The organism is Streptococcus parasanguinis, from assembly GCF_001073155.1.
Classification (GTDB): domain Bacteria; phylum Bacillota; class Bacilli; order Lactobacillales; family Streptococcaceae; genus Streptococcus; species Streptococcus parasanguinis_D.
The window spans coordinates 21,209-46,493 of sequence record NZ_JVEE01000025.1 but is presented as its reverse complement, the minus strand read 5'-3'; the positions used below and the strand labels follow the sequence as shown (position 1 = coordinate 46,493).

Genomic DNA, 25,285 nt, shown 5'->3' with positions numbered 1-25,285 from the left:
GTCTCCTATTTTGGTATTTTTTTCGAAACTTTTTTATAGGTTTCGCGACGGTTTTCAATCTCACTTAGAAATTGCAAGTAATCCTCATAACGGAAAGGCGCAATTTCCTCTCTTTCAACGGCTGGTTTCACCGCACAAGCGGGCTCATGCGTGTGGGTACAGGTACGAAATTTACAAGAGTGGCTCACGTCGGCGATTTCTGGGAAGGCATGATTTAAGTCTTCACTGGTCGTCACTTCATAATCGAGGGAGGAGAAGCCAGGCGTATCTGCGATCTTTCCTCCATTTAAATGGTAAAAGCTGACAGCTCGGGTCGTGTGTCGACCGCGCCCCAGACTATCTGAAATCTCACCCGTTTCAAGCTCCAGATCCGGAGCGATTTTATTGAGCAAGGTCGATTTTCCTACACCGGTCTGTCCCATAAAGACCGTAGTTTGATTGGTCAAAAGGGGCAATAGTTCCTCAATTGACAAGACAAAATCATAGCCAATAGCCTGATAGATTCCTTGGTAGTAGTGGATATCTTCCATATCTTCTAACAAGTCCAGTTTTGAAATATAGACAATGGGATGAATCCCCTTATGCTCCAAAAGAACCAGAAAACGATCTAAAAGATTGGCATTGAAATCCGGCTCCTTAGCTGACATGATCACTACTGCCTGATCAATATTGACAATAGGAGGGCGTACGAGGCTATTTTTACGAGGCGCAATGCTCAAAATGTAGCCTTCTGAATTCTCTTCAGCAGAGAACTCCACCTGATCCCCCACATAAGGAGTCTGTCCTTTTTTTCTAAAATTTCCACGAGCCCGTGTCTGGTAAATGTGACCATCTGACTCCACGTAGTAGAAGCCAGCCAAGGCCTTGACGATTGTTCCTTGCAAATCGCACTCCTTTGAGATTAATACTCCTATTATACCAAAAAATGAGAAATAAGGCTGGATTGCTTGATAAGAAAAAACGAAAAGTGAACCTCTCCGGACGCTTTTAGAAACGAATAGGTTCGTTGTTTAAACGGATAGAAACAGAAGACGGAGTATCCGTTATGACTTGTCTTTTAGCAGAATTCGGGAAAGGGCACCTTCCTTTTTTTCCTTGGCATTTTTCCTAAAAAGTGTATAATAGAACTATGCGGAGGTGGTGGAACGGCAGACACGCATGCTTCAGGCGCATGTGCCCCTTCGGGCGTGAGGGTTCAAATCCCTTTCTCCGCATCTTGGAAAGGTGGCCCAGCTCGGTACGGCACCGGACTCGAAATCCGGCAAGTGGATTTTTATTCACGCGCGGGTTCAAATCCCGTCCTTTCCTTCTACAACAAACAAGACATGAGCTACGAAGCTCATGTCTTTTCTGTTATTTTATTCCTGCTTCTAGAAGGCCATCTGCTAGGCGAGCGAAGTCTTCTAGGCTAAGAGCTTCTCCTCGTACAGAAGGTTGCAGGCCTGCAGCTTGGATTCCTGCTTCCAGTTTTGCTTTGATTTCTTCGGTCTTGCCAAAGCGACTGGTCAAGTTGTTCCAAAGTGTCTTCCGGCGGTGGACAAAGCTAGCCTTGCTGACAGAGAAGAAGAAATCTTCGTCCTTGACGGCTACTGCTGGTTCTTCGCGACGGACCATCTTGAGGATGGCAGAGTCGACGTTTGGTGCTGGCACAAAGACGGTGCGGGGCACGATAAAGGCTACCTTAGCAGTCATATAGTATTGGACTGCAATGGATAAAGAACCATAAGCCTTGGTGTTGGGCTCAGCCGAGATGCGGTCTGCCACCTCTTTTTGCATCATGACCACAAATTCTTGGAAAGGAATCTTGGATTCGATCAAGTGCATGAGGATGGGAGTTGTGATGTAATACGGAAGGTTAGCCACCACCTTGATCGGAAGGTCTGGATTTTTAAACTCTGCGATGTACTGGTTGAGGTCTACCTTGAGGATGTCTTGGTTGACAACCGTGACATTGTCAAAATCACGCAAGGTATCCGCCAAAATGGGAACCAAGCGGTCATCGATCTCAAAAGCCATGACTTCTGCCGCATTTTCCGCCAAGAACTCAGTGAGGGCTCCAATTCCAGGACCGATTTCGATGACATTGACCTGTTTATCAATCTCAGCCGTATCCACAATTTTTTGAAGGATGTTGGTATCGGTCAAGAAGTTCTGGCCGAAGGATTTTTTAAAGGTAAAACCGTGACGCTCCAGCACTGCCTTGGTCACGCTATAATCTGCAATTCTCATTTTTTCTCTTTTCTAATCAGTTTAGGGGTAAAGGATCCCCCTCTACTTCCGTCTTAATAACTGGCCATCGCCTCTTCGACTTGTGCTAAACAAATTCCAAACAATTCCAAGCGTTTGATCAATTGCTTGCCATTGCAGTAGCCGATGCGCAAGGCTTCTCCTAGATATTCCCGTCGTTTGCGACTATCGTTGCCCATCAACAGGCCAAGCCGCATCAAGTCGGTCTTTGTGATATCAAAGAAATTTTCATCTTCGTAGGAGCCCACGAGTCCAGCTAGGGCTTTTTCTAAATCTTCAAAACTGGCATGCTCCACTCCCAAGGAACGCCCCTTGGTCTTGGATTTGGGGACTGCTTCACCACGATTTAAAAAGGCATGTTTAGCTTGGGGTACCTCTTGCATAATGATCTTGCGAATTCGCTCGCCATTATAGTCTGGATCGGTAAAGACAATGACCCCACGCAACTCTTGCAAGGTAGCAATTCGTTCCAGGTCATCTTGATCAATCGCAGAACCTCGGGTTTCATAGGTATCCACCTCATAAAAACGACGGAGATTGGCTGTGTCGTCCTTGCCCTCCACGACAATCACTTCTGGTATTTTTCTTTTCTCAGTCAAGGCCAAATACCTTTCTTGCATTGTCATAGGTTGCCTGAGCCACTTCTTCTGTTGTTAAGCCACGTAGTCCTGCAATAAAATCTACCACATAACGAGTGTAGGCTGTTTTATTTTCCCGACCTCGTTTGGGAACTGGTGCCAGGTAAGGGGCATCTGTTTCAACCAAGATCTTGTCTAACGGAAGGCCAGCTGCCGCTTCTTGGACATCTGTGGCTTTCTTAAAGGTCACCACTCCAGAAAAGGAGATCATCATTCCCAGATCCATGAAGCGTTTGGCTTCTTCTAAACTTCCTGAGAAAGAATGCATGATCCCACCGCGAGGACCGACTCCTACACTCTTGATGATGGCATAAGTATCTTCTAAAGCATCACGTGTATGCACCACAAAAGGCAAGTCCAAGTCTTTAGACAATTGAATCTGACGACGAAAAACCTTTTCTTGGACATCTTTCGGCGCTGTCATCCAGTGGTAATCCAGACCGATTTCTCCGAGTGCGACAACTTTAGGATGTTTTAGCTGTTCAAGTAAATAGGCCTCCACTTCAGGACTATAATCGCCTGCCTCAGTGGGGTGCCAACCAAGCGTGAGATAGAGTTCTGGATATTGATCTGCCAACTCCATGGCACGCTCAATCGTCGGTTTGTCAAAACCAACGATATTGTGGGCTACAACACCCATTTCCTTGGCCAAGTCGAGCTCTTCTTGTTCTTTTCCTGCGAATTCTTCCACATTGAGATGGGTGTGGGTATCAAAAATCTGCATGATCTTCCTTTTCTTCCGAGTTTTTCTTGTTTCTATTATAGCAGAAAGCGCCTCTAAATTCACTTTCGGACAAAACAAAAACCAGTAGTCTCGAGTTTCTACTGGTTTTTAGGTTTTTATCTGAATTAGGCAGCCAAAACTTTGCGTCCTTTACGACGACGAGCTGCCAATACGCGACGACCATTTTTAGTTGCCATACGGTGACGGAAACCATGTTTGCGCGCACGACGAAGTTTACTTGGTTGATAAGTACGTTTCACGATGAATACCTCCTCATAGATTTTGTATTCGTTTAGCCGGCTAGTTGTGATCAGTTACTAAACATACTTTACTATTCTATCGGATTCGACTCTATTTGTCAATAGCTATGGCAAAATTGTTGCAAATACAGGTTGGAGAACACCTTTCTACACCTGACGGGTTGCCAAGTAATAGGGTTCCAGAGCCACCAGCGCCTCTTGCAACTGATCCAGGATATCCTCAAGAGAATCATCCTCGACTAGAGAAACATCGTATTTGACGAGGACCTTACGAACCGCCCCTTCTGCTACTGCTTGCAACAGATCATGGCGATTCTTTTCTGTTCCTTCTACCCTTTGACTCTCTCCATTTTTCTGGACGAAATAATAAACTGGCTGAGAAATGGGAAGGGTGAGAACTTTGTGTTGTTTTTGAAGACTCTCCTCATCTTTTTTTCGCTCGATAAAGCTCACCTCTAAGGACACACCAAAATCAGCTGCATCCCCATAAAGTCTCAGTGCAAACATGGGCTCTGCCATCGTCCCTTCTCCTCTTAGATAGGCCCAAAAATGAGGCCGCAAGACCTGGGCCTGGTTCATCCATTGACTGGTCCGATCTTGCTCCAAGTAAGGGTGACGCTGCTGAAAGGCTGAGACTAAATCGGTGAATTCCTTACGAGCTGCTTGAGCTAGGGCACGATATTGCTCCATCTCCGAGGCTAGCACCCCAGCCTTTGCTGGGGCCTGGTAGTGGATACCTTGAAGCTTTAAAAACTCTCGAATCGCTGCAAATGCCATTTGCTTCCTTTCTAAACCTAAAAAAGGAGAGATCGGCTAAATCCCGTCTCTCCCTTATGGGAAATAATAGCTAGATTATCCTTCGATGTCTACCACCACGTAACGGTTTGGTTCTTCCCCTTCAGAGTAGCTAGTGACTCCTTCCATCTTAGAGACGATCCGGTGAATGATTTTCCGTTCACTGTTTGACATCGGATCTGTCTGTTGGGCTTGCCCATCTTCGAGGGCACGTGTTGCCAACTTCTGAGCATAGCTTTGAAGAACTTCCGCCCGGTGTTCTACATAGTCATTAACATTAATAGTAATGTAAAAATTCTTTGAGTAGCGGTTATAGAGGTAATTTTGTGCCAAAAGTTGAAGAGCCTTCAAGACTTTTCCGTGGTAACCAATGACACGTCCCGGTTCATTGGTATCAATTTGCATATTGACCGTACGGCGGTTGTGACTGCTTGAGATGGTTGCATCCACATCCATTTCATCGACCACTGTTTGAACATAGGCTGTCACATCATCTACGACTTCTTCGATGTTGTAGTTTTCCTCTACCTCGATACCAAGGTTTGAGAAATCAGATTCGCTTGATTCTTTTGTCGCTGGTTCTTTAACTTTTTCAAGGATATGTTCATGTCCTTTTTCTTCAAGAACGGTATCTGCTTCTTTGTCATGTTTCAGGATTTCGGTCTTGATTTCTTCAGAGACAACTTCTCCTTCTTCTTCGACCTTTTTGATCGCTGCAACGACGCGTCCGAGATCGACCGTAGCTTCGCTCACAGTTTTAACCGGTTCGTTTTGTGCATTGATCTCATCTGGGACACCTTTGACAGCTTTTTGATTGGCTTTCACAACAGTTGTTTCTGCAATGGGTTCAATCTCAACTTGGGCTGGTTTTTTCCCAAACAAGCCAAGAAAACCTTTCTTTTCACGCGCTACAACCGTAATATGTGCCTTCATACGAGGAATATCTAAATCGTTCAGACCTTTTTGAATCGCTTCTTCAACAGTTGCTCCAGTATATAGGACCATATGTCCACCTCTTTCTTATTTTTTCTTTTTCTGTGCCTTGTTTAGGGCACGACGTTTTTGTTTTTCCATGTCGCGCGAAGCTTGCTCTTTTGCTTCACGCTCTGCGATAATCTTGAAGGGGTTGTTCAAGAGATAGGTTTGCCCAACTTGGTAAGCATTGGAAGTCACCCAGTATAGTGCGACCCCGCTGGCTGAGAACAAGGCAAAGAAGAAGATCATCACAGGCATCACATACATCATGGTTGTCGCACTACCATTGCGCTCTGGCATGGCTTTATTGGTCAACCAACTGCTGAAAAATGTGAAGAGTGCGGCAAGAACCGGCAAGATATAAGTCGGGTCGATTGCGCCAAGGTCCAACCAAAGGAAGTGACCGACTTTAAGGAATTCGACACGGCTCAGCGCTTGGAACAAGGCCATCAAGACCGGCATCTGGATCAAGAGAGGAAGGAAGGCTGAAGACGTTTTGACGCCTTTTTCTTTGTAAAGGGCCCGCATCTCTTCAGAAAGCTTGGTCCGACTATCAAGATCCTTCCCAGGATACTTAGCTTGCAATTCCTTGAGGAGGGGTTGAATTTCCTGCATTTTGCGGGTTGAATTCATTTGATATTGGAAGAGGGGCAAGAGGACCGTCCGGATGACAATGGTAAAGACGATAATCCCTACACCGATACTTCCGCCAAAGGACAAGAAGCGGATAGCTTCTGCAAAGAAGTAGACGAAGCGTTCCCAACCGCCTGTCGACTGAGCTGTCACCTGAGAGGTACCACAAGCTGTCAAGACCAATAAGGCCGCTCCTAATAATCCAGTTAACTTCAGTTTCTTTTTCACATTATTCCCTTTCTTGGTAGACATGCGCTAATTTTAAGACATGTACAAGATTTTTCTCAACTTGATGGAAGTCGAGTTCCTCCACTCCTTTACGAGCAATGACAACAAAATCATCGGTCGTAAGGAAGGCTTGGTGTTTGATCAAAACATGGCGAATCAAACGTTTGATGCGATTTCTGGTCACAGCATTTCCCAGTTTCTTACTAACAGACAGGCCGACTCGAAAATGAGGTTGGTCTTTGCGCAAGCGGTAAACAACGAATTTCCGATTGGCAACATTTTGACCACTTTTAAAAATAGCATTAAAATCTTTGTCACGTTTGACGCGGTAGCTTTTTTTCAAACCTCAACTCCCTCTATTAAATTTATTCTATTATACCATATTTTCAAAAAAAACCAATCTCACTCAGGAAATCGGTTGCTACTTAAATACAGATAAAAGTAAAGGCAAGGTGTAGTAGAGATTGAGCAAGATATGAGCCAAAATAGGTGAAAGGAGCGTCTTGCTCCGATAATACAGGATCCCAAAAATCACACTCGGCAGGAGATAGATGATAGAAGCTCCCAGCGAAAAGGGAGTGTGGAGAAAATGCAGGCCACTGTAGATGAGGGCTGGAAGCCAAATCTCTGCATAGAGTTTCCAGCCTTTGAAGTAGGCATTCACCAAGGCTCCACGAAAGATCAGTTCTTCTGTCACTGGCCGGATGACGACCATTGCGATCACCAGGATAAGCATCCCTGTGGGGCTAATTTCCCGTGGAAACAAACTCAAAACGGCTGCCCGTCCTTGAACAAAACCACTGATGAAGTAGTCCAGCCAGTAGACCAAACAGGCCGCAAAAACAGCTTCTATCAGAGCTTGAAGGGGGTTCTTCCCCAGTTTAAACTGCGCTTTTTTAGAAAAACGGTAGACCAAAAATCCTGTAAAGACTGCATAGAGGCCTTCTAGGCCAAATAAGGTCCAATAATAGCTATTGGCGCTTGCTACGCTATTGGAGACATACTGGGCCAAGGGGCGAAATTGAGGCCGAACATAAAAATAAAACAAGAGCAGAAAAAGGGGATAAAGTAGTGAGAGCTTTCCTTTGATGAATTTCATAGATACCTTTCCTATAGAGTATGACAAATCGTATAGTGCATCTTACCATAATCGTGACAAGGTTTCAATGAAAAAGGATGACTTCCTACTCCCTGAGATAGGCCACATAACCTCCTAAAACAGCGACTAAAATCAAGAGACAAAGAAGAGTTTCCATCCATACGAGAGCTGTCAAGAAAGGCCACTGCAACAAGCCTTGGGCCATTTTCAAAGAGGTCGCTGTGATGACTGTTGGAAAGGTCAGGGCTGAAAAAGCAGGTTGAAAACCTTCTTTGATCATTCTCGGTAGACGCGTCAAAACAAAGAAATAAAAACCTTGTGAGGCAACTACCATGATCAGTAAGAACCAGACAGGAAGGCTTGCTCCACCCACACGAACCAGAGCTGCTAAAAGAAGGGAAAATGGAGCGCAATAGATGCCTTCTTGGCCCAACAGATGACTGGGCAAGGGGGACTGCTTCAAATCATGATAGATAAGGGGATAAAGAAGAAAGGTCAAACCAAAACCAATCACTAAAGCGAGATAAGCAATCTCTCTTATTCCTACAACTGGATAAGTCAAGGCTGCTACTGCAATGCCCACATAGAGAACGGTCCAACTTGGAGTGGCATTGGCTCTTGGTCGCGCTAGGACATGGGTCTTGGTAAAATAGAGAATTAAGCTCAGATCCAAGAGAAAGGCAGACCACCAGACCAACTGTGATAGACCTCCAAAGGCGGGAAAGAGGCGCAAAAGATAGGTGGATAGAATCATCCCTGCCATGGGAAAAGTCGCCATCCCAGATAAAAGGGCTGGTTGTTGGAATTCTATCTTGGCTTCTTGCCAGCGAATCGCATGGTAAACTACAAAGAAAAACCAGAAGAACAAACCTGTCAGACTAAAGGCGTGGGCAAAGAAAGGTAGCGAGTCTGCAAGAAGGTTTCCAGCGCCAACCAGTCCTAACAGACAGCCTGAAAATACTAAGGGGATCTTTTTCATCGGGAGCTCCAATCATGTTGTCGCTTTCAGTATACCATAAAAGAGAAGGAAGCAGGATAAAAAACATACTAAGATTAGTAGTGAAGAAATCTCCGACGGGAGAGAGTACTCACTACTTTTTCTTTATATTAAAGCAGAAGTATCTTGTTATGTCGTAGCTTCTTTTGGCGCTAGACGCCGAGTATTGAAAATGGAATCACCAAAATAAGGAATCATTCAAGACAAAGAGGAAAACATAATGCGGACAGTTTTTGGAATTGATGTGAGTAAAGCAAGCTCAGAAGTCGCTATTCTTGTGAATGGTGAAAGGGTTCATGGCTATACTATGCCTAATGACATTATCGGATTTTCTCGTCTACTGGAGGATCTAAAGACCGTGAGCAATCCCGAAATTATTTTCGAAGCTACTGGTGTATACTCTCGCCGACTTCAGGCCTTTCTAGAAGAAAACAGCTATGACTATACACGTCTTAATCCTTTGGAAGCTAAGAAGCAACTTGATGGATTACGAGTCCGAAAAACCGATAAGATTGATGCAGAGAAACTTGCTTCGTCACAATTTGTTCTAAACCGTAAGCCAACTTATGTTCAAGAAGAAGTCTATCAAAACTTGCATGATCTTAGCCGATTCTACCAAAATCTGACAGAGGATATCGTAAGGACGAAGAATAGGCTGCACAAAGTTCTTCAAGTCGCCTTCCCAGAAATCGAGAATCTACTATCTACTCCTACAGGTGAGCAATATTGGAATCTCGTGTCCATCTTCCCAACCAAGCATTGGGTGCTGGAACTATCAGAAGTTGAGTTGAAAGAAGCTATTCGCAACTCAACCTCTAAACGCATTTCAGAGAACAGAGTAGGTAACTTGACTGAGAAATTAGTTGGATTGGCGAGGCAATCTTATGCTGGCATTTCAAAAGCCTCTCCTATGATAAAAGAGGTTAAGTATGATGCACAGGAGAGTATAAGGTTGACAAACAGTCGGGAACAAGTTTTACAACAGTTGATAGCGTTAGCTGAACCTCTACCTGAATATGAGATTCTTCTCTCTATTCCTGGTATCGCAGAAACAACGGCTACAAGCATTATTGGCGAATTAGGAGATATTCGTCATTTTAAGTCTGTTAATCAACTCAACGCTTTTATCGGTATTGATCTCAAACACTATGAATAGGGAGATTTTCTAGGTCAAGAGCATATCACTAAGCGTGGGGATCCTTATGCAAGAAAAATTCTGTACAAATGTATTCACGATATCGCTTCAGCTAGCCATACTAATCCTTGCCATATCGCAGATTTCAATGAGAAACGAAAAAGACAATCGCAGATAACTTCAACTAAGCCACATACGATTGCCTCTATACATCGTCTCATTAGGATAATGTATTATCTTATAATGCATAATAAACTTTACAACTATACTTTATTTCAAAGTCATTAAAGTCGTCTAAGCCTTATAATTCCAACACCTTGTTTCAAAAAATGCCAGATAAGGTGTCATTTTTCTATGCTCAAATATCAGAAAAATGGCTCGAACTATCCCTCAAAAAATTCTCTTCATACATTTTCAAGAATAATGGTGAGTCGGAAACCGTATTATACTTGACAAATGGTAGAAAAAGAAGTAAAAAAATGAACTGAACCCCAAAAGTTGGATCTTTTCTGTCTAACTTTTGGGGTTCAATTCATTTACAGGCTTTCCTGATAATTATCTGATTTTTTCCAACATACTTTCAATGTGTTGGATTGATTTTTCGCGTCCAAGCAAGTAGATGGTATCTGGCAATTCTGGCCCATGCATCTCCCCTGAAACAGCGATACGAATCGGCATAAAGAGATTTTTCCCTTTGATACCAGTCTCTTTTTGAACCGCTTTGATTTGTGGGAAGATATTTTCTACTACAAATTCATCATCTGACATCGCTTCAAGTTTTGCCTTAAAGGCTTCTAGTACAATTGGCACGGTTTCACCAGCCATGACTTCTCGTTCAGCTTCTGTCAATTCTGGGAAGTCTGAGAAGAAGAGGTCTGTCAATGGAACGATTTCATCCACTGACTTCATTTGTGGTTTGTAAAGTTCCACTAATTTCTCAGCCTTGTCTGTCAAACGTCCTGCTTCTTCGAGGAATGGTTTAGCCATTTCAAAGATGGTCGCAAGATCCGCATTCTTGATGTACTCATTGCTCATCCAGTCCATTTTCTTTTGGTCGAAAGCAGCTGGAGACTTGCTGAGACGATTTTCATCAAAGAGCTTGATAAGTTCTTCGCGAGAGAAGATTTCGTCTTCCCCACCAGGGTTCCAACCAAGAAGTGCGATAAAGTTAAAGACTGCTTCTGGAAGGTAACCTTTCTTCCGGTAATCTTCGATGAACTGAAGGGTATTGGTGTCCCGTTTAGACAACTTCTTACCAGTTTCAGAGTTGATGATCAAGGTCATGTGACCAAACTCTGGCGCTTCCCATCCAAGCGCTTCATAGACCATGAGTTGTTTTGGAGTGTTGGCGATGTGGTCATCTCCACGGATCACGTGAGAGATTTGCATATCGTGGTCATCGATCACAACGGCAAAGTTATAAGTTGGATAGCCATCTTTCTTTTGGATGACCCAGTCACCACCGATATTGCCACCTTCAAACTCGATATCGCCTTTGACCATATCATGCCATTTGTAGATACCTGACTCATTGACTGCCAAACGAACCGTTGGAATCACACCAGCTGCTTCACGTTCTGCGATATAAGCTGCTTTTTCTTCTTCGCTCATACCAAGGTATTCATTGATATAGCGAGGTGTTTCACCTGCTGCTTCTTGGCGTTCACGTTCCGCTGCCAACTCTTCTTCTGTAACGTAAGATTTATAGGCTTTACCTTCAGCCAAGAGTTGGTCAATGTATTTTTGATAGAGTTCCAAACGTTCAGACTGGCGGTAGTTTTCATGCGTCTCTGGGCTTTCATCCCAGTCCATGCCCAACCAACGAAGGTTTTCAAGCTGTGAACGTTCTCCGTCTTCGACGTGACGTTTGCGGTCCGTATCCTCGATACGGATGATAAAGGTTCCACCATGGTGGCGTGCATACAAGTAGTTAAACAATGCTGTACGAGCATTTCCGATGTGTAATAGCCCTGTTGGACTTGGTGCATAACGCACACGAATATCTTTTGCCATATTTCTCTCCTCTTATCTTGTTCGCTATTTCTAGCTCATTTTTCAATCGTTCCTATTATACCACAAAGAAAGCAGGACTGAAATGAATAAGTGACCTTTCTAGCCTTTCTTCCTATATATATGAAAAAAGCCAGAACAAATGCTCTGACTTATATCCAATCTATTTGTATCTTATTAAACGAACACGGGCTACGGATTGTGTCAAAAACGAAAGCTGAATAGCAATTAATTCAAGACACAGTAGCTGATTGGATTCTTCTGTCGCTTTCTAAGCTCAGAAGAATACCTAATCAGCCTTGTGGGGGTAGGACGACGAAGCGTTTATAAATGATATCGCTTCTGTCCTACTCCCTATTTTCACTGTGCATTTTACGGGCTTTGTATCTTATTTTAACCGTTCTTCTAATTCAAAATCGATTGGCAGGGTTTGTAAAAAGTGCTCCAACTCACGTTCCCAGTAGAACCATTCGTGCTTGCCTGAGCTGTGGGTATAGGTGACATCCAAACCTAACTTTTCTAGTTCCTTGACTTCAAAATTATTGGCCTCATAGAGGAAATCCTGCTCCCCACACCAGATCCATAGTTTGGTCTTCTTATCTGAAAACTTCTTGGCAGCAGTCTCTAGCGAATAGGGACTGGTTGTCCAATCCTCAATCTCTCCAAAGATCCCTTCCAAAAAGCTGGTTGTTCCAAGTCATTGTTTTCAAAGTCCCGATCGTGGAAACTCAGAGCACCGGAAAAACTAGCCGCATGGGAGAAACGATTTGTCTTGAGAGCCAAGAGCATGGATCCATAGCCGCCCATGGATAGACCAGCAATAAAGGTCTTCTCCCGTTTCTTGGTCATATTAGGGAAGAAGCGAGAAAGAGTCTCTGGCAATTCCTCCGCAATGGCCGTGTAGTAGTTGTAGCCATACTGGGTATCTGTGTAAAAGCCATTATTGGTATTGGGTAGGACCACGATTAGATTGGTATTTCGCAAAATGCGCTCCACATTAGTCCGCTTCAACCAGGAATGGTGGTTTCCATTCATCCCGTGCAAGAGATAAAGGACTGGAATATCTGTATCCGCTGGATCTTCCACGCGCGATGCATCGGGATAAAGGACGGACACACCCCACTCCATCTTCAAGGCTTCTGAATAATACTCAATCTGCATAACTGCCATTTGATTTCCTCTTTCTACTGTTAAAAACACTCGGCAAGCCTCTGGCTGCCAAGCGTTTCGTTTTCTACTATTATTTCACTTCCATCACGACTGGTAGGATGGCTGGACGGCGTTTGGTTTGTTCAAACAAGAACTTAGACAAGTTGTCGCGTACCAAGCCTTTTAACTCACCCCAGTCAAAGCTGTCTTGTGCCAAATAGTCTTCAACGCTTTGGTTGACCAATTCGCAACTTTCACGAAGAATATCCCGACTCTTCTTAACATAGACAAAACCACGGGTGTGCACACGCGCTTTGGAAATAATCTTCTTCTCTTTGCGATTCACTGTGATCGCCACGATAAAGATCCCGTCTTCTGACAAGACCTTGCGGTCACGAAGGACAATATTGCCCACATCACCAATGGCATTCCCATCGATCATAACATCTCCAGCTGAGACGCTACCGGCAGGGACAAAGTCCCCCTTTTCGTACTCCATCACAGTTCCGCGTTTTGGAATAAAGATATTCTCAGGCAAGATACCGACTTCCATCGCTACTCGTGCATGGGCATCCAATTCGCGGTATTCCCCTTGGATCGGGAAGAGATATTTAGGACGAAGAAGGTTGATCATCAACTGCAAGTCCCGTGCGTTTCCGTGACCAGACACGCGCAAGCTTGACGTGATCAATTTGACAATGCCACCCGCTTGGTAGACCATGTTTTCCACACGAGCCACCACAGCTTCTTTAGCAATAGATGGTGTTGTAACGACGTAGACCAAGTCCCCATCTTTGATTTCCACATAACGGTGACGGCCAATAGACATCTTGCGCAAACCGTTGATCGGCTCACCCATCCGGCCTGTTTCCAAAATGATCAATTCATGATCCTCGAAACGGCTCATTTCTTTTGGCTTGATCAAGAGTTTTTCGTTGGCAAGAGACAATTTGTTCAAGCGAATAGCTGTACGGACGATGTTTTCCACATCAAACCCTGTCAAGACCACTCGACGGCCAGTCTCAGCCGCAGCATCAAAGACCTGCTGGATCCGAGAAAGGTTGCTGGCTACCGCAGCTACGATGACACGACCATCCCAGTCTGCAATCGTATCTAAGATGGCATCGCCTACTTCTTGCTCACTGGCAACTTGAATATTACTATCCGCATTGGCCGAATCACTCAAGAGAGCGAGTACGCCTTCGCGTCCAATCTCAGCTAGGCGAGCAAAGTCTGTCGCATATGACTCGCTGGCAGTTTGGTCAAATTTAAAGTCTCCTGTGTAGACGATATTGCCCTCAGGAGTGCCAATCACAATCCCGATACTTTCAGGGATGGAGTGGGTTGTTTGGAAGAAAGAGACGACGGCATCGCCAAAATCAATCTCAGAATTCTGATCGATGACATGGAAATCGTTGAATTTCTTCACACTGTCATTGCTTTTTACAAAGAGTTTAGCCAACTCAATGGTCAACTCTGTCCCGAATACAGGAACTTTTGCTTCCGCCAAAAGATAAGGCAAGGCCCCAATGGCATCTGCGTGACCATGGGTCAAGAAAACACCCGCAATGCGGTCCTTGTTTTCAAATAGATAATCCATGTTGGGGATAACGACATCCACCCCAAGTTGCTCATTTTCTGGATACTTCAAACCTGCATCCAAGACAAAAATTGAATCGTTCACTTCGGCAACGTAGAGATTTTTCCCATTTTCTCGAACACCGCCAAGAGTGACTAATTTAATACTACTCACTGTTGTCTCCTTTAGTGTGATTATTTTAATACTTACGGTCCTTGGTCGCCCAAGTCGAATTACAGCTTTGCAAATACTTGCATATCCACTTTATTATACAATTTTTTTCTCTTTTTTTCAAAAAGCTTTCCACAGCAAAAAAGTCCTCTCATCTGAAGTAGATGAGAGGGCTTCTAGGCGCCTATTTTTAGGGGGAAAAGACCCTAAAGATGGTAATCTCCCCGTTTATTTTCAATGATCCGCATGGCTGCCTTGATCACATGAAACTTGCCTAACAATTCCTCTAGGCGCTTACTATTTCGTTCGCTCAATTGGCCGTTCTTGACTGCTTGGGACAGGCGATAAAAGTCATCCAAGTCCTCCCCAATGTTTTCAAACAGCTCTTTGGCTTCCTTGAGTCGGTAGCGATTGACCAGGTGATTCACATCTTTTTTGAAGGAAGCGACATTGCTTTCGTGAATGTCCGTATAAGCTTCCTCTTCTTCCTTAGATTCTTGGTAATTGACTGCCTTAAAACAGGTGATAAACTCCCGACTTTTGATATTGCAGACAAAGATGACACCATCACTAGCTACATAGGCTTCTGTATTGGCGGGTTGAACCACATTACTATCATAAGGAGAGAGGGAAGGGAGGTGTTGGTTGATCCACCTGTTCAGGTGCTGATCATCTACGCCAAAGCGCTCAAAAGCTCTTTGCCGAAAATGGTCACGGCAACTATATTCTTGCGCATACGACAATCCCATACTCTCACCTCCTCCTGGGTATTTTATAAAAATGGCCTCCAGTCTTACGGGACTAGAGGCCTGGTCTGCTTCACTGACTTGGTGCAATTAACCTTTTGGCTAACAAAACAATGTTTATGATGTTGATTTCATTTAATAGTATTTGTGTAAAATACCAGAGGTTTTCTTTGCTATCCCAAATCCAAATGATTAGTTTTCGACTGGACGCATTGAAGTTTGAAAACCTTTACAAAAAGCTTCTACCTACTATTCCCACGTTTTCTTATGTCTCCGGACAAACTAAGCAGGTTTGCCCGACCGTCCAACCGATCCGACACACACGACATGACTGCTCTTTTACGATAAGAGCATGAACAGATATCAGCAAAACAGGCCTAAAACGAAGTAACCTAAATTTTAACTCGATAAGGCATTGGTATCAATCCCTTCTTCATCTTTCTACCTTTATTATACTCAGCTTCCTAGGCAATTGCAAGCGATTCCAGCTGAAACTAGTTCCTATTTTTATGCGGTTTTATAGATGATTTAAGGAAAAGAAAAGAGGATGGGACAAAAGTCCTAGCCTCTCAATTATTTTTGGATTGTCGAGCAAGACACAGTGGTTGAGTGGGCTATACTACGCTGATTTCATCAGCTTTTACAGCCCTACTCAACTGTGCGGAGGTGGGACGACGAAATCGAATTCTAACGAATTACCGATTTCTGTCCCACTCTCTAGCATGCAGACAAACTACTTCTACATCAGACCACCTAAGTAATGTCGCTTCTGTCCTACTCCCATTTTACGGGCTTTGTATCTTATTCTTTCTCAAATAATTGATAGTAGTCTGCGATGGTCATTTGGGCTTTTTCTTCTTGATTGAGGTCTTGGACGATGTGTCCGTCTTTCATCACAATCAAGCGATTTCCATATTTCAAAGCATCTTCCATATGGTGGGTGATCATAAGAGCTGTGAGGGCATCTTGTTTCACAAACTCATCGGTCAAGGTCATTAGGGCCTGACTGGTTTTTGGATCCAAGGCTGCAGTGTGTTCGTCTAAAAGCAAGAGTTCTGGGCGTTTCAGTGTCGCCATCAACAGACTCAAGGCTTGTCGTTGCCCCCCTGATAGAAACTCAACGGCTGTGTCGATATGATTTTCCAAGCCATTGCCGATCTTAGCAAGGACCATTTGAAACTCTTCTTTATAGCTGGCCAAGTGACGCGGAATCAAGCCACGTTTTTCTCCACGAAACTTCGCTACCAAGAGGTTTTCCGCTACTGTCATGCGAGGCGCTGTGCCCATTTTAGGATCTTGAAAGACCCGCGATAGGTACTTGGCTCTCTTTTCAGGAGAATAGTTGGTTACATCTTCCCCCAAAATATAAATCTTCCCACTGCTCACCGGAAGCGTCCCAGCAATGGTATTAAAGAGGGTTGATTTTCCAGCTCCATTGCCCCCCAAAATCGTGATAAAATCATGCTCTCGAATTTCCAAGGAAACATCATCCAGAATGACTTTTTCTTCGTTCATCCCATTGCTCACGGCTTTGGTTACATTTTTTAATTCTACAATTGCTGTCATTTACTGAGTTTTGCTCCTTTCATGATTTTTCCCTTAAAGGTTGGAATCATCAAGCAGATAGCTAAGATCAAGGCACTGAAGATTCGAATATAGCTGGTATTGATGCCAAGCGCAATCACGGCCCAAATCAAAAATTGGTAGGCGATCGATCCGATCGCAATACTGAGCAAGCGCTCTGTCAAGGTGACATTTGAAAAGAGCACCTCTCCAATAATGAGACTGGCAAGCCCAATAACGATGACACCAATCCCACGTGAAGCATCCGCATAGCCTTCTTGTTGGGCCATCAGTGCACCAGATAGAGCAATAATCCCATTTGAAATGACCAAGCCCATCAATTCCATCCGGTCAGTGTTGATCCCAAAGCTCTTGGCCATATCTGGATTGTCCCCTGTCGCAATATAGGCTTGACCCAAGCGTGTATCCAAGAAGAAGATCAAACCAAGGATCACAAGCGTTACGAAAATCAAGCCAATCAGGATCTCATTGAACCCACTGGCAAAAGGAAGAAATTCCTGAATTTTTTTATAGCCCAGAAGTCCTAAATTAGCCCGCTGCATGACAAAGAGAATAACCGAGTTACAAGATGTCATTACAAGGATCCCTGACAAGAGTGTGGGGATTTTCCCTTTTGTATAGAGAAGACCCGTCGCAAGTCCTGCCAAGCACCCTGCACCAATAGCAGCCAGCGTCGCAAGGAGTGGATTGACCCCTTTGGTAATCAAGGTTACCGCCACCGCTCCTCCAAGCGGGAAGGACCCTTCTGTCGTCATATCTGGAAAATCTAGAATTCGGAAGGTCATAAAGATTCCTAACCCTAAAATTGCCCAAATCAAGCCTTGTGAAACAATTGAATTAATCATAGTTTCTCCCTTCGATAATAGTAGTTTAATTGTATCACAAATATGGAAGAGAACCTATAGGAAATTGTCATCAATTCCCTTTTCATGCTTTATAAAAAACCAAAAGGTTGTGCCTTCTGGTTTTTAATCGTGAGATTTTTTAAAGGATTAAAAGAAAATCTTAGTCTTCTTTTTTCTTTCTTGACAAAGCATAACCGGCAGTAGCTAAACCAATAAGTGCTGAATAAGTCATGAATGATTGTTCAACTGAACCAGTATTTGGCAATGATTTCTTAGATGATTCTGGTTTTGGCTCTGGTTTTGGCTCTGGCTTAGGCTCTGGTTTTGGTTCTGGCTTAGGCTCTGGTTTTGGTTCTGGCTTAGGCTCTGGCTTAGGCTCTGGTTTTGGCTCTGGCTTAGGCTCTGGTTTTGGTTCTGGCTTAGGCTCTGGTTTTGGTTCTGGCTTAGGCTCTGGTTTTGGCTCTGGTTTTGGCTCTGGCTTAGGCTCTGGCTTAGGCTCTGGTTTTGGCTCTGGCTTAGGCTCTGGCTTAGGCTCTGGTTTTGGCTCTGGTTTTGGCTCTGGCTTAGGCTCTGGTTTTGGTTCTGGCTTAGGCTCTGGTTTTGGTTCTGGCTTAGGTTGTGGTTTTTCATTTTCCTTGATAAGCACAACATTTTTATTCCATTCAACAACTGGTTTTTCTGTTTCTTTCTTAACAGGATCCTTCACCAACTCAGGTGCTTCTGGTTTAACCGGTTCACTTGGTAAGACAGGTACAGTTTTATATTCTGGTTCTGTCGGTGGAACTGGTTTTTCTTTAACAGTTGGTACTTCTGTCAATTCTGGTTTTTCAGGTTTAACTGGAGGTGTTGGTTCTGTTGGTTTAACTGGCTCTTCACCTGGATCTTGAGGGAAGCCAACGTTTGAGTTGATAGAGAACCAATAGATAGTTGCTTCGCCTGTTGCGTTAGCACCTTTTGCTGTAAATTCAAGATGACCATCTTTCAAAATAACAGCAGCACCACCATAGTAAAGGTAAGGGCTCGTAGGATCATCCCAACCCTTAGTTTGACTTGAAGAGTCTGCATTAAATGTAGCACCTTGATCCATGTATTGGTTTTGTTCTTTAGCAGATACTTCTTTTGTAGATGAATCTTGGTCTACACTTGAATTTGGAAGTTTAATAAACTCTTTGTCACCAATGTTTACAGACTCAACGTGAGGAGTATCTTGGTGTTTCATTTTTGGTGTGTATCTCAAAACACCTGATGTAGCGTCTACAGTGTAAGAACCGATAACATCTGATTTATCACCAAATGTGTAATCTTCAGTACCAACTGAGTGACCATTTCCGCCACCAGATGCGTTCACTGTTGTAGCATCAACTGTTGTTTCTTCAGTTACTTTGAAGGCATCATCAACCCATGTTGCTTTTTGAGCAACAATTTTCAAAGGATTATCAGCATTGATATCAACTTCTGCACTACCGAAGTCAGCTTTACCGCTTTTCACAACAACGTTTGCACCATCGAGTTTTGGTTCACTTCCATCTGAATATGGATCCCAAGTTCCACGAACTGTATTGCCTTCGCTATCTTTAGCTTCAACAACTAGAGGACGAGGTTTGTCATTTTCAACATAAGATGCACCATTCCAGTGGTTAAGTGAGTTAAGGGCAAGGATTGCATTGTGTTGTGACAAATCAATTAATTGGTCATTTTCATCGTAAAACTCAATGTCAACACCAACAGTTACTGGGTTTTCAGTATCTGTTGAGCTACCAATTGTCATTGTAACTGCTGGATCGTTATAAATTTGAACGATTCCTTTTCCATCTGATGATGGAAGGCTCTTCACTTCGTATTTATAAACAACTTTTGCAATACGTTTTTCTTCGCTACCTTTTACAATTTTAGCTTGAGTAAGTCCTGTGTATGTCACATCAAATTTGTCTCCGACTTTTACAACTCCCCACTCAATTTCATTGTTGGCATATGGATTTGTAGTTGTCAAATCAGAATCTTGAAGATTCTTTGTTTCATACATTTTTGTAGCTTTCCCATCGCCGTACATACGAGAATGACCTTCTTTTGTCAAGTAAGTTGTTAATCCAGTTGTTTGGTGTGTGATTTTAGTTGTTTCGCCATCAGCAAGTTCTTCAGAGAGGAATGTCAAATCTTGTTTGTATTTCTCAGGATTTCCACCACGCTCTGCAACCATCTTATTGAAGGCATCTTTAGCATCATCGTATTGTGCTTTTTTCTTGTTGTAAATTTCAAGTTCAATCAAGTAAGCAGCTTGCGCTTCATCATAAACAGCTTTTTTAGTCTTGTATTCAGCTAATTTAGCTTCATAATCTGCTTGAGCTAATTTATTACTTTCAGTAGCTTCTTGATTTGCTGTTACAGATGCATTATATGCTGCAAGAGCTGTGTTATATTCTTCAAGCGCTTTTTCATAAGCAACACGTGCTCTTCATTACTTTTTTCTACTGCTGTTTTTTCTGCTGTTTTTTCAGTCAATTCTTTTTCGTAAGCAGTAAGTTTTTCGTTGTAAGCTGCAAGCTCTTTATCGTAGTTTGCTTGTGTAGCAGCATTTTTAGCATCAACTTCAGCTTTTTCTTTTTCGTAAGCTTCTTGATTTGCTGCCACTTCAGTTTTATAATCAGCTACAGTTTTATTAATATCAGTAACTTGTTTTTCGTAATCTTTAGCAGCAGCTTCCTCAGAATCTTGCTTTTTAGTCTCAGTTTCTTTAACTTCAAGACCTTCATTTGTGGCAGCAGTTTTAGCTTCTTCCAACTTCTCTGGAACCGCAACTTCTTTTGTTTCTTCTCCAGCTACTGTTGTAGTTGAAGTAACAGGTGTAGTTGCTGATGAAGTTTCATCGGCAGATACTGTAGCAATACCTGCAACAGCAATACCTGCAACAGCAATAACTGTTGCGACTGCAACAGAACCAAAAGCAACTGAGGTTTTTCTCAAGGCATACTTAATCGTTTTATTATTCTTTAACGATGACATGATAAACTCCTTTTTAATTGTTTTTTATTTATGCTTCTCAAGCAAAAAGAATTTTTGTTCTTCGATGTCAGAAAAATCGTAACAAAAATTATTTTAAAAGTCAAGTATTTTTATTTGTTTTTTTACTTTATTTTCAGGAGTTTTTTATTTTGATTTCAAAAAGTTTACGTTATTGTTGACATTTTCCTATGATATGTCGTATAATTTCAACTAACAAAATTTAATGATTGGGGGATATAATGAAATTTTCAAATAACTTTTCTCAAGAAAAAGGTCATGGCTATTTCCGTAAGCGAAATAAAGTACTTGTATCTATGATTACGGTCTTTGGTTCCTTGATGTTAGGTTCTGTTGCTATGGCAGATGAAGTTGCTTCTACTACAACTTCAACAACAAACGTAACAACATCAAGTCAACCAGCCACTAGTACTGAAACCACTAGTGAGCAACCTACTACAACAACTAGTGAGGAAAACCCAAAGACTTCCTCAAGTGAAGAGACATCATCTTTGCCTCAAACTGCAAGTGCCACTGAACCAACAACTCGTAGTACTTCAGCGGCAACAAGTACTTATAACACACCAAAAATCCAAAACGATGTAACATTTAATAAGGCCACATATAAAAGTGGTGAGGATGTTAGCATCTCAATCAATAATCCTGACGTAACTTCGTCTGATTTGACAGTGTCTCATTTAGACAAAGTTATTTATGAGTTGAAAAATGCTCCAGGAAATTCACTTGTCATTCCAAGCTCTGTTTTCTCTCCAAACTCTGGCTATCTCATTGACGTCATCGGAAAGAATGCTGATGGAAAACAAGAATTTCACAAGGTGGCTGGTCTATCAGTTGAAGATGATTGGACTGTATATCCACGTTATGGTGTTGTAGCAGGTTCAAAAGACAATCACAATTCGATCACTAAAGAGCAAGTGGAAGGATATAAAAATAGTATTGACCAATTGGCCAATATGCACATCAATAACTACTTCTTCTACGACGTTTATAATACACCTGCCAACCCATTCCCAGCTAATGTTGAACGATTCACACAAGATTGGGCTACTTTCTTGATTCCGAAAGGTGAGACTGACCCCGAAAAACGTAAAACATACTTACCAGTTATTGACACAGATGCCGTTAAAGAGTTGGTTTCTCATGTCCATTCGACTGGTGCTAAAGCTATGCTTTATAACATGATTTACGCTGTGTCTCTTGATGAAAAAATCCCAGACCAAGTAAAAAGTGCTATCGTACGTAACTTACAAGATCACTTCAACTTTGGAAAGACTGGTGATATTACTGCAACAGACATCCAACAATTTCTTGATCCAGGAGATCCTAACTGGCAAAACTTTATCATCAATGTGATGTTAAAAGCCATGAAAGAAGGTGGCTTCGATGGTTGGCAAGGGGACACTATGGGGACTAACTTGGTTGAAAAAGTTAACGAACCTGGAAAAGCTTTCTCTTTAAGTGAAAACTATCCAAAACTAGCCGCAGCTGCAACAGAGGCCCTCAAAAAAGAAGGCTATGACTTCATGATCAACGATATCTCTACTGGAGATGCTGATCGATTAGGAAAAACCAATGTCTCTGCACCTTACGCGGAAGTTTGGGGAGATAGCATCGCCTATGATTCTACCTATCAAGCCTTAACACGCTTGACTGAGCGTATGCGAGATTTATACAACGGAAAATCTCCAATTATCGCTGCTTATACTCACCGTGAAAAAAATGCAGCAAAACTCAGCAAAGACAATGAATTACTAACAGATGCAATTATTGCAGCAAGTGGAGGTTATCATATGACCACTGCTGCTCTCAATACATCTCAAGATGAAAAAGGTTTTGGTGTTATTCAGGCTGAATGGTACCTCAATCAAAACTTACCAGTCAATGCTGATTTTGCTAATGCAGAATTTAACTACCAAGAATTTATCGTTGCCTACCAAGAACTCCTTCGTGGACGCGACACCTTGGCGCATGATACTCGTCGGATTGTAGACAATACAAATGTACTGGTCAACGGCAACTTCATCGGATCCAACCTGGATAATGCTGACGGGGTTCAACCTGGAACTGTTTATACCATTACAAAAGAAACCAAGACAGGTGATCGGATTGCTCACTTGATCAATTTGGTCGGCATTACCGAAAATAAATGGAACAGCGCTGTTAACTCCACTACCAAACTGACTAACATCCAAGCTTTTGTACCACTTGGTAAAATTTCAAAAGATCAGGCCGAACATGCGAATATCTACTGGGCTACCCCAGATGCAGTAGATGGAAAGTATAATATTAAACTTCGCGAAACTACTGCTAATGTATATTATGATAGCGGGGCTGGTCAATGGATGGCTGCAATTGATGTTCCTAGCCTGGATGTATGGGATATGCTCTATGTCAAACTTAATGAAGTTGCCCGTGTTATTTATCAAGATGAAAATGGTAAAGAACTGGAACGTTCAAGCGACTTTGTTGGCCATACTGGTGAAAAGATTGACTACTCAACAAAAGATACGATTGCTAAATACCTGAAACAAGGTTATAAACTAGTTGAGAACGAATTTGATAAAAATGGACCAGTAAAATTTGACCGAGATGCTTCAAACATTAATGGTGATGGCGTACAGGAATTCATTGTTCGCTTTACACCAAAAATTGTAGATTTTTCTGAAACACAACCAATTCGAGTTGGCCAAGTTGTTCCAGGAGATACCGATGGTAGCATCTATCCAACTCCTAAAGCTCCAAATGGAAAATCTATTAGTGATCTCAATCATTTATCAGAAAAAGTAACTCGTACTATCACTTATGTTACTGAAGATAAGAATGGTAACAATCGTCAAGAAGCTGACATCGTTTCAAAAACAGATAGTTTAAACTTTAGCCGAAAAGGAACTATCAATTTGGTAACTGGAGAAACAACACTTGAAGATTGGGTGACTAAAGACGGTACTACTTTCGCAGATTATGAAAATCCAGTCAAAAATGGATATGTTGTCGTATCTAAAGAATCAAATGCAACAATCTCTCCTGATCTTAATAAATCTGGAGGTCATACTGGAATCCTAGCTGAATCTGATGACATTTCTGATATTGTTGTCTACCGACCAGTCGGTGTTTATACAATTAGTTATGCATCAGGAAAAGAACCATCAAATGCTATTAAAGAGATTCCATATTTAAATGATTCTTCTAATCCAACTGCTATTTCAGCGCCAACTGCAACTTTACCATATATTGAAGGGTTAGAACCAAAAGATGCTCGTGGACAAGTCTTAAACCTTGTGGATCCTCTTGACGAGACCAAAGGCTATCTTCTTCCAAGCCCTGATTCTCCAACAGCTGATACTACTATTACCTATGCCATCACCAAAGGATCTGTCAGAGTACGATTCCTCACTGAGGGAAGTGACACTGATCTGCAAGAGGCGCAAGACCTTGTGACAGAGGTAGATTCCGGCACCAAGTACACCAGTGAGGCCCCAACAGAAATCACAAAAGATGGTCGTATCTACCATCTAGTTGGCCACCGTGCTGATTCTGCTGATCCAAGTGGCACAGTCACTAAGGGAATGAAAACGGTCATCTATGATTACAAGTTAGCTACGGGGACGGTCATCGCGCGATTTGTCATCCAAGATACGAGCACTGAATTGCAACCAGAACTTGCGGTTGCAACGAATGTGGACAATGGAACCCATTACGTCGCTAGCGCACCAGATGAGATCTCCTACGACGGCCACATTTACGAACGGATCGGTGCAGCTGATCAAACTGGGAAGGTAGAAGTGGGGACAACCATCTTGATCTTTGCCTACAAGGTCAAAGAAATTCCTACTCCACAACCATCCCCAGAAACAGAAAAAGAAGAAACAGTTAGCCCTCTTCCTTCCGTGACAAAAGTAAACACGACTGATGCTCATGAAGAAAAGGGATCACCACTTCTTACTAATAAAGAAGAGGAGAAACCTCTTGAAACTACAAGCCAAACAGAGGAACTCCCTGAAGTTGTTCCTAACACCACTCAAGAAGGAACTCACCTACCTGCAACAGGTGAAGAAACCTCTCAGCTAGCCCTACTTGGACTTGGCATCTTGGCAGGTTTGGCCAGTCTTATCTCTTACAAAAAGAAACAAGAGTAGCTCTAAAACAAAAAGAAACTTCCTATGGAATTCTGTTCCAAGGAAGTTTTTTTATATTTATACAACTCATTCAGAGTCTAGATCCCATTTATGAGGGCGACTGACGACAATAAGGGTGTGAAGTACTACCACTCCAAACCCTACTGTATTCCAATTCAAAGTGGCTTCATTTCCCTTGTTGCCGGCAGTTTGAAAGATCAAATTGCTTTACTAGTATACTGTTTTCTCTACTTCAAGTCAATGGATATTCGCTGAAACTAGTAACAGAATGAAATGACTAATCGAATAATTTCTGAAACATTTCATAATATATACG

Annotated in this window: 17 protein-coding genes, 2 tRNA genes and 3 pseudogenes; 4 read left to right on the top strand and 18 right to left on the bottom strand. The window is 42.6% G+C overall.

Annotated features, from left to right (window positions below):
• Positions 1-5 precede the first annotated feature (5 nt).
• Positions 6-884: a ribosome small subunit-dependent GTPase A gene (gene rsgA / locus ADH92_RS03315; RefSeq protein WP_049497095.1), complete on the bottom strand. Its 879-nt coding sequence runs from the start codon at positions 882-884 to the stop codon at positions 6-8.
• Between the two features lie 247 nt (positions 885-1,131).
• Here rsgA and ADH92_RS03310 point away from each other — a divergent pair.
• Positions 1,132-1,214, top strand: a tRNA-Leu gene (locus tag ADH92_RS03310).
• A gap of 4 nt (positions 1,215-1,218) precedes the next feature.
• Positions 1,219-1,308, top strand: a tRNA-Ser gene (locus ADH92_RS03305).
• A gap of 45 nt (positions 1,309-1,353) precedes the next feature.
• On the opposite strand, the gene rsmA is transcribed toward ADH92_RS03305, so the two are convergent.
• From rsmA to ADH92_RS03255, 10 genes are all read right to left on the bottom strand, one after another.
• Complete coding sequence (gene rsmA / locus ADH92_RS03300) at positions 1,354-2,229, bottom strand: 16S rRNA (adenine(1518)-N(6)/adenine(1519)-N(6))-dimethyltransferase RsmA (RefSeq protein ID WP_049497093.1); 876 nt, start codon at positions 2,227-2,229, stop codon at positions 1,354-1,356.
• 53 nt (positions 2,230-2,282) lie between these two features.
• Positions 2,283-2,867, bottom strand: coding sequence for a ribonuclease M5 (rnmV, locus tag ADH92_RS03295; protein ID WP_173018726.1), 585 nt, complete (start codon positions 2,865-2,867; stop codon positions 2,283-2,285).
• A complete protein-coding gene (locus ADH92_RS03290; RefSeq protein WP_049497090.1) occupies positions 2,839-3,609 on the bottom strand; it encodes a TatD family hydrolase in 771 nt (256 codons plus the stop codon). Before ADH92_RS03290 ends, rnmV begins: the two co-directional genes overlap by 29 nt.
• 125 nt (positions 3,610-3,734) lie before the next feature.
• Entirely contained in the window at positions 3,735-3,869 is a 135-nt protein-coding gene (gene rpmH, locus ADH92_RS03285) for a 50S ribosomal protein L34 (protein ID WP_003003086.1), read from the bottom strand.
• Positions 3,870-4,016: 147 nt separating this feature from the next.
• Entirely contained in the window at positions 4,017-4,646 is a 630-nt protein-coding gene (locus ADH92_RS03280) for a hypothetical protein (protein ID WP_049497088.1), read from the bottom strand.
• Between the two features lie 75 nt (positions 4,647-4,721).
• Positions 4,722-5,669: an RNA-binding cell elongation regulator Jag/EloR gene (gene jag, locus ADH92_RS03275; protein ID WP_021153989.1), complete on the bottom strand. Its 948-nt coding sequence runs from the start codon at positions 5,667-5,669 to the stop codon at positions 4,722-4,724.
• Between the two features lie 15 nt (positions 5,670-5,684).
• Positions 5,685-6,500 carry a YidC/Oxa1 family membrane protein insertase gene (locus tag ADH92_RS03270; RefSeq protein WP_003015944.1) on the bottom strand — a complete coding sequence of 272 codons (816 nt, stop codon included), beginning with the start codon at positions 6,498-6,500 and terminating at the stop codon, positions 5,685-5,687.
• 1 nt (position 6,501) lies between these two features.
• Positions 6,502-6,843 (bottom strand): ribonuclease P protein component, encoded by a 342-nt coding sequence (gene rnpA, locus ADH92_RS03265; protein ID WP_003002960.1) that lies wholly within the window; start codon positions 6,841-6,843, stop codon positions 6,502-6,504.
• A 78-nt stretch (positions 6,844-6,921) separates the two neighbouring features.
• On the bottom strand, positions 6,922-7,599 hold the full coding sequence (locus ADH92_RS03260; protein ID WP_049497084.1) for a CPBP family intramembrane glutamic endopeptidase: 678 nt from the start codon (positions 7,597-7,599) through the stop codon (positions 6,922-6,924).
• 85 nt (positions 7,600-7,684) lie between these two features.
• Positions 7,685-8,578 carry a TDT family transporter gene (locus ADH92_RS03255; protein ID WP_049497083.1) on the bottom strand — a complete coding sequence of 298 codons (894 nt, stop codon included), beginning with the start codon at positions 8,576-8,578 and terminating at the stop codon, positions 7,685-7,687.
• A gap of 238 nt (positions 8,579-8,816) precedes the next feature.
• Between ADH92_RS03255 and ADH92_RS03250 the strand changes: the two are divergent.
• Positions 8,817-10,019 (top strand): annotated as a pseudogene (locus tag ADH92_RS03250) (IS110 family RNA-guided transposase).
• A 267-nt stretch (positions 10,020-10,286) separates the two neighbouring features.
• On the opposite strand, the gene gltX reads toward ADH92_RS03250, so the two are convergent.
• From gltX to ADH92_RS11500, 7 genes and pseudogenes are all read right to left on the bottom strand, one after another.
• A complete protein-coding gene (gene gltX, locus ADH92_RS03245; protein ID WP_049497081.1) occupies positions 10,287-11,744 on the bottom strand; it encodes a glutamate--tRNA ligase in 1,458 nt (485 codons plus the stop codon).
• A gap of 385 nt (positions 11,745-12,129) precedes the next feature.
• Positions 12,130-12,911, bottom strand: a pseudogene (locus ADH92_RS03240) (alpha/beta hydrolase).
• A 70-nt stretch (positions 12,912-12,981) separates the two neighbouring features.
• Positions 12,982-14,643 carry a ribonuclease J gene (locus ADH92_RS03235; protein WP_049497079.1) on the bottom strand — a complete coding sequence of 554 codons (1,662 nt, stop codon included), beginning with the start codon at positions 14,641-14,643 and terminating at the stop codon, positions 12,982-12,984.
• Between the two features lie 203 nt (positions 14,644-14,846).
• Positions 14,847-15,389 carry a hypothetical protein gene (locus tag ADH92_RS03230; RefSeq protein ID WP_049497077.1) on the bottom strand — a complete coding sequence of 181 codons (543 nt, stop codon included), beginning with the start codon at positions 15,387-15,389 and terminating at the stop codon, positions 14,847-14,849.
• Positions 15,390-16,187: 798 nt separating this feature from the next.
• Positions 16,188-16,952 carry an ABC transporter ATP-binding protein gene (locus ADH92_RS03225; protein ID WP_049497074.1) on the bottom strand — a complete coding sequence of 255 codons (765 nt, stop codon included), beginning with the start codon at positions 16,950-16,952 and terminating at the stop codon, positions 16,188-16,190.
• The gene (locus ADH92_RS03220; protein WP_049497072.1) at positions 16,949-17,815 is read right to left on the bottom strand and encodes an ABC transporter permease; all 867 of its coding nucleotides are present in this window, start codon (positions 17,813-17,815) and stop codon (positions 16,949-16,951) included. The genes ADH92_RS03225 and ADH92_RS03220 overlap by 4 nt, the downstream gene beginning before the upstream one ends.
• Before the next feature lie 160 nt (positions 17,816-17,975).
• Positions 17,976-20,815, bottom strand: a pseudogene (locus ADH92_RS11500) (LPXTG cell wall anchor domain-containing protein).
• Between the two features lie 239 nt (positions 20,816-21,054).
• Between ADH92_RS11500 and ADH92_RS03210 the strand changes: the two are divergent.
• Positions 21,055-24,969, top strand: a complete 3,915-nt coding sequence (locus ADH92_RS03210; RefSeq protein ID WP_049497071.1) for a glycoside hydrolase family 66 protein — start codon at positions 21,055-21,057, stop codon at positions 24,967-24,969.
• Positions 24,970-25,285: the final 316 nt, after the last annotated feature.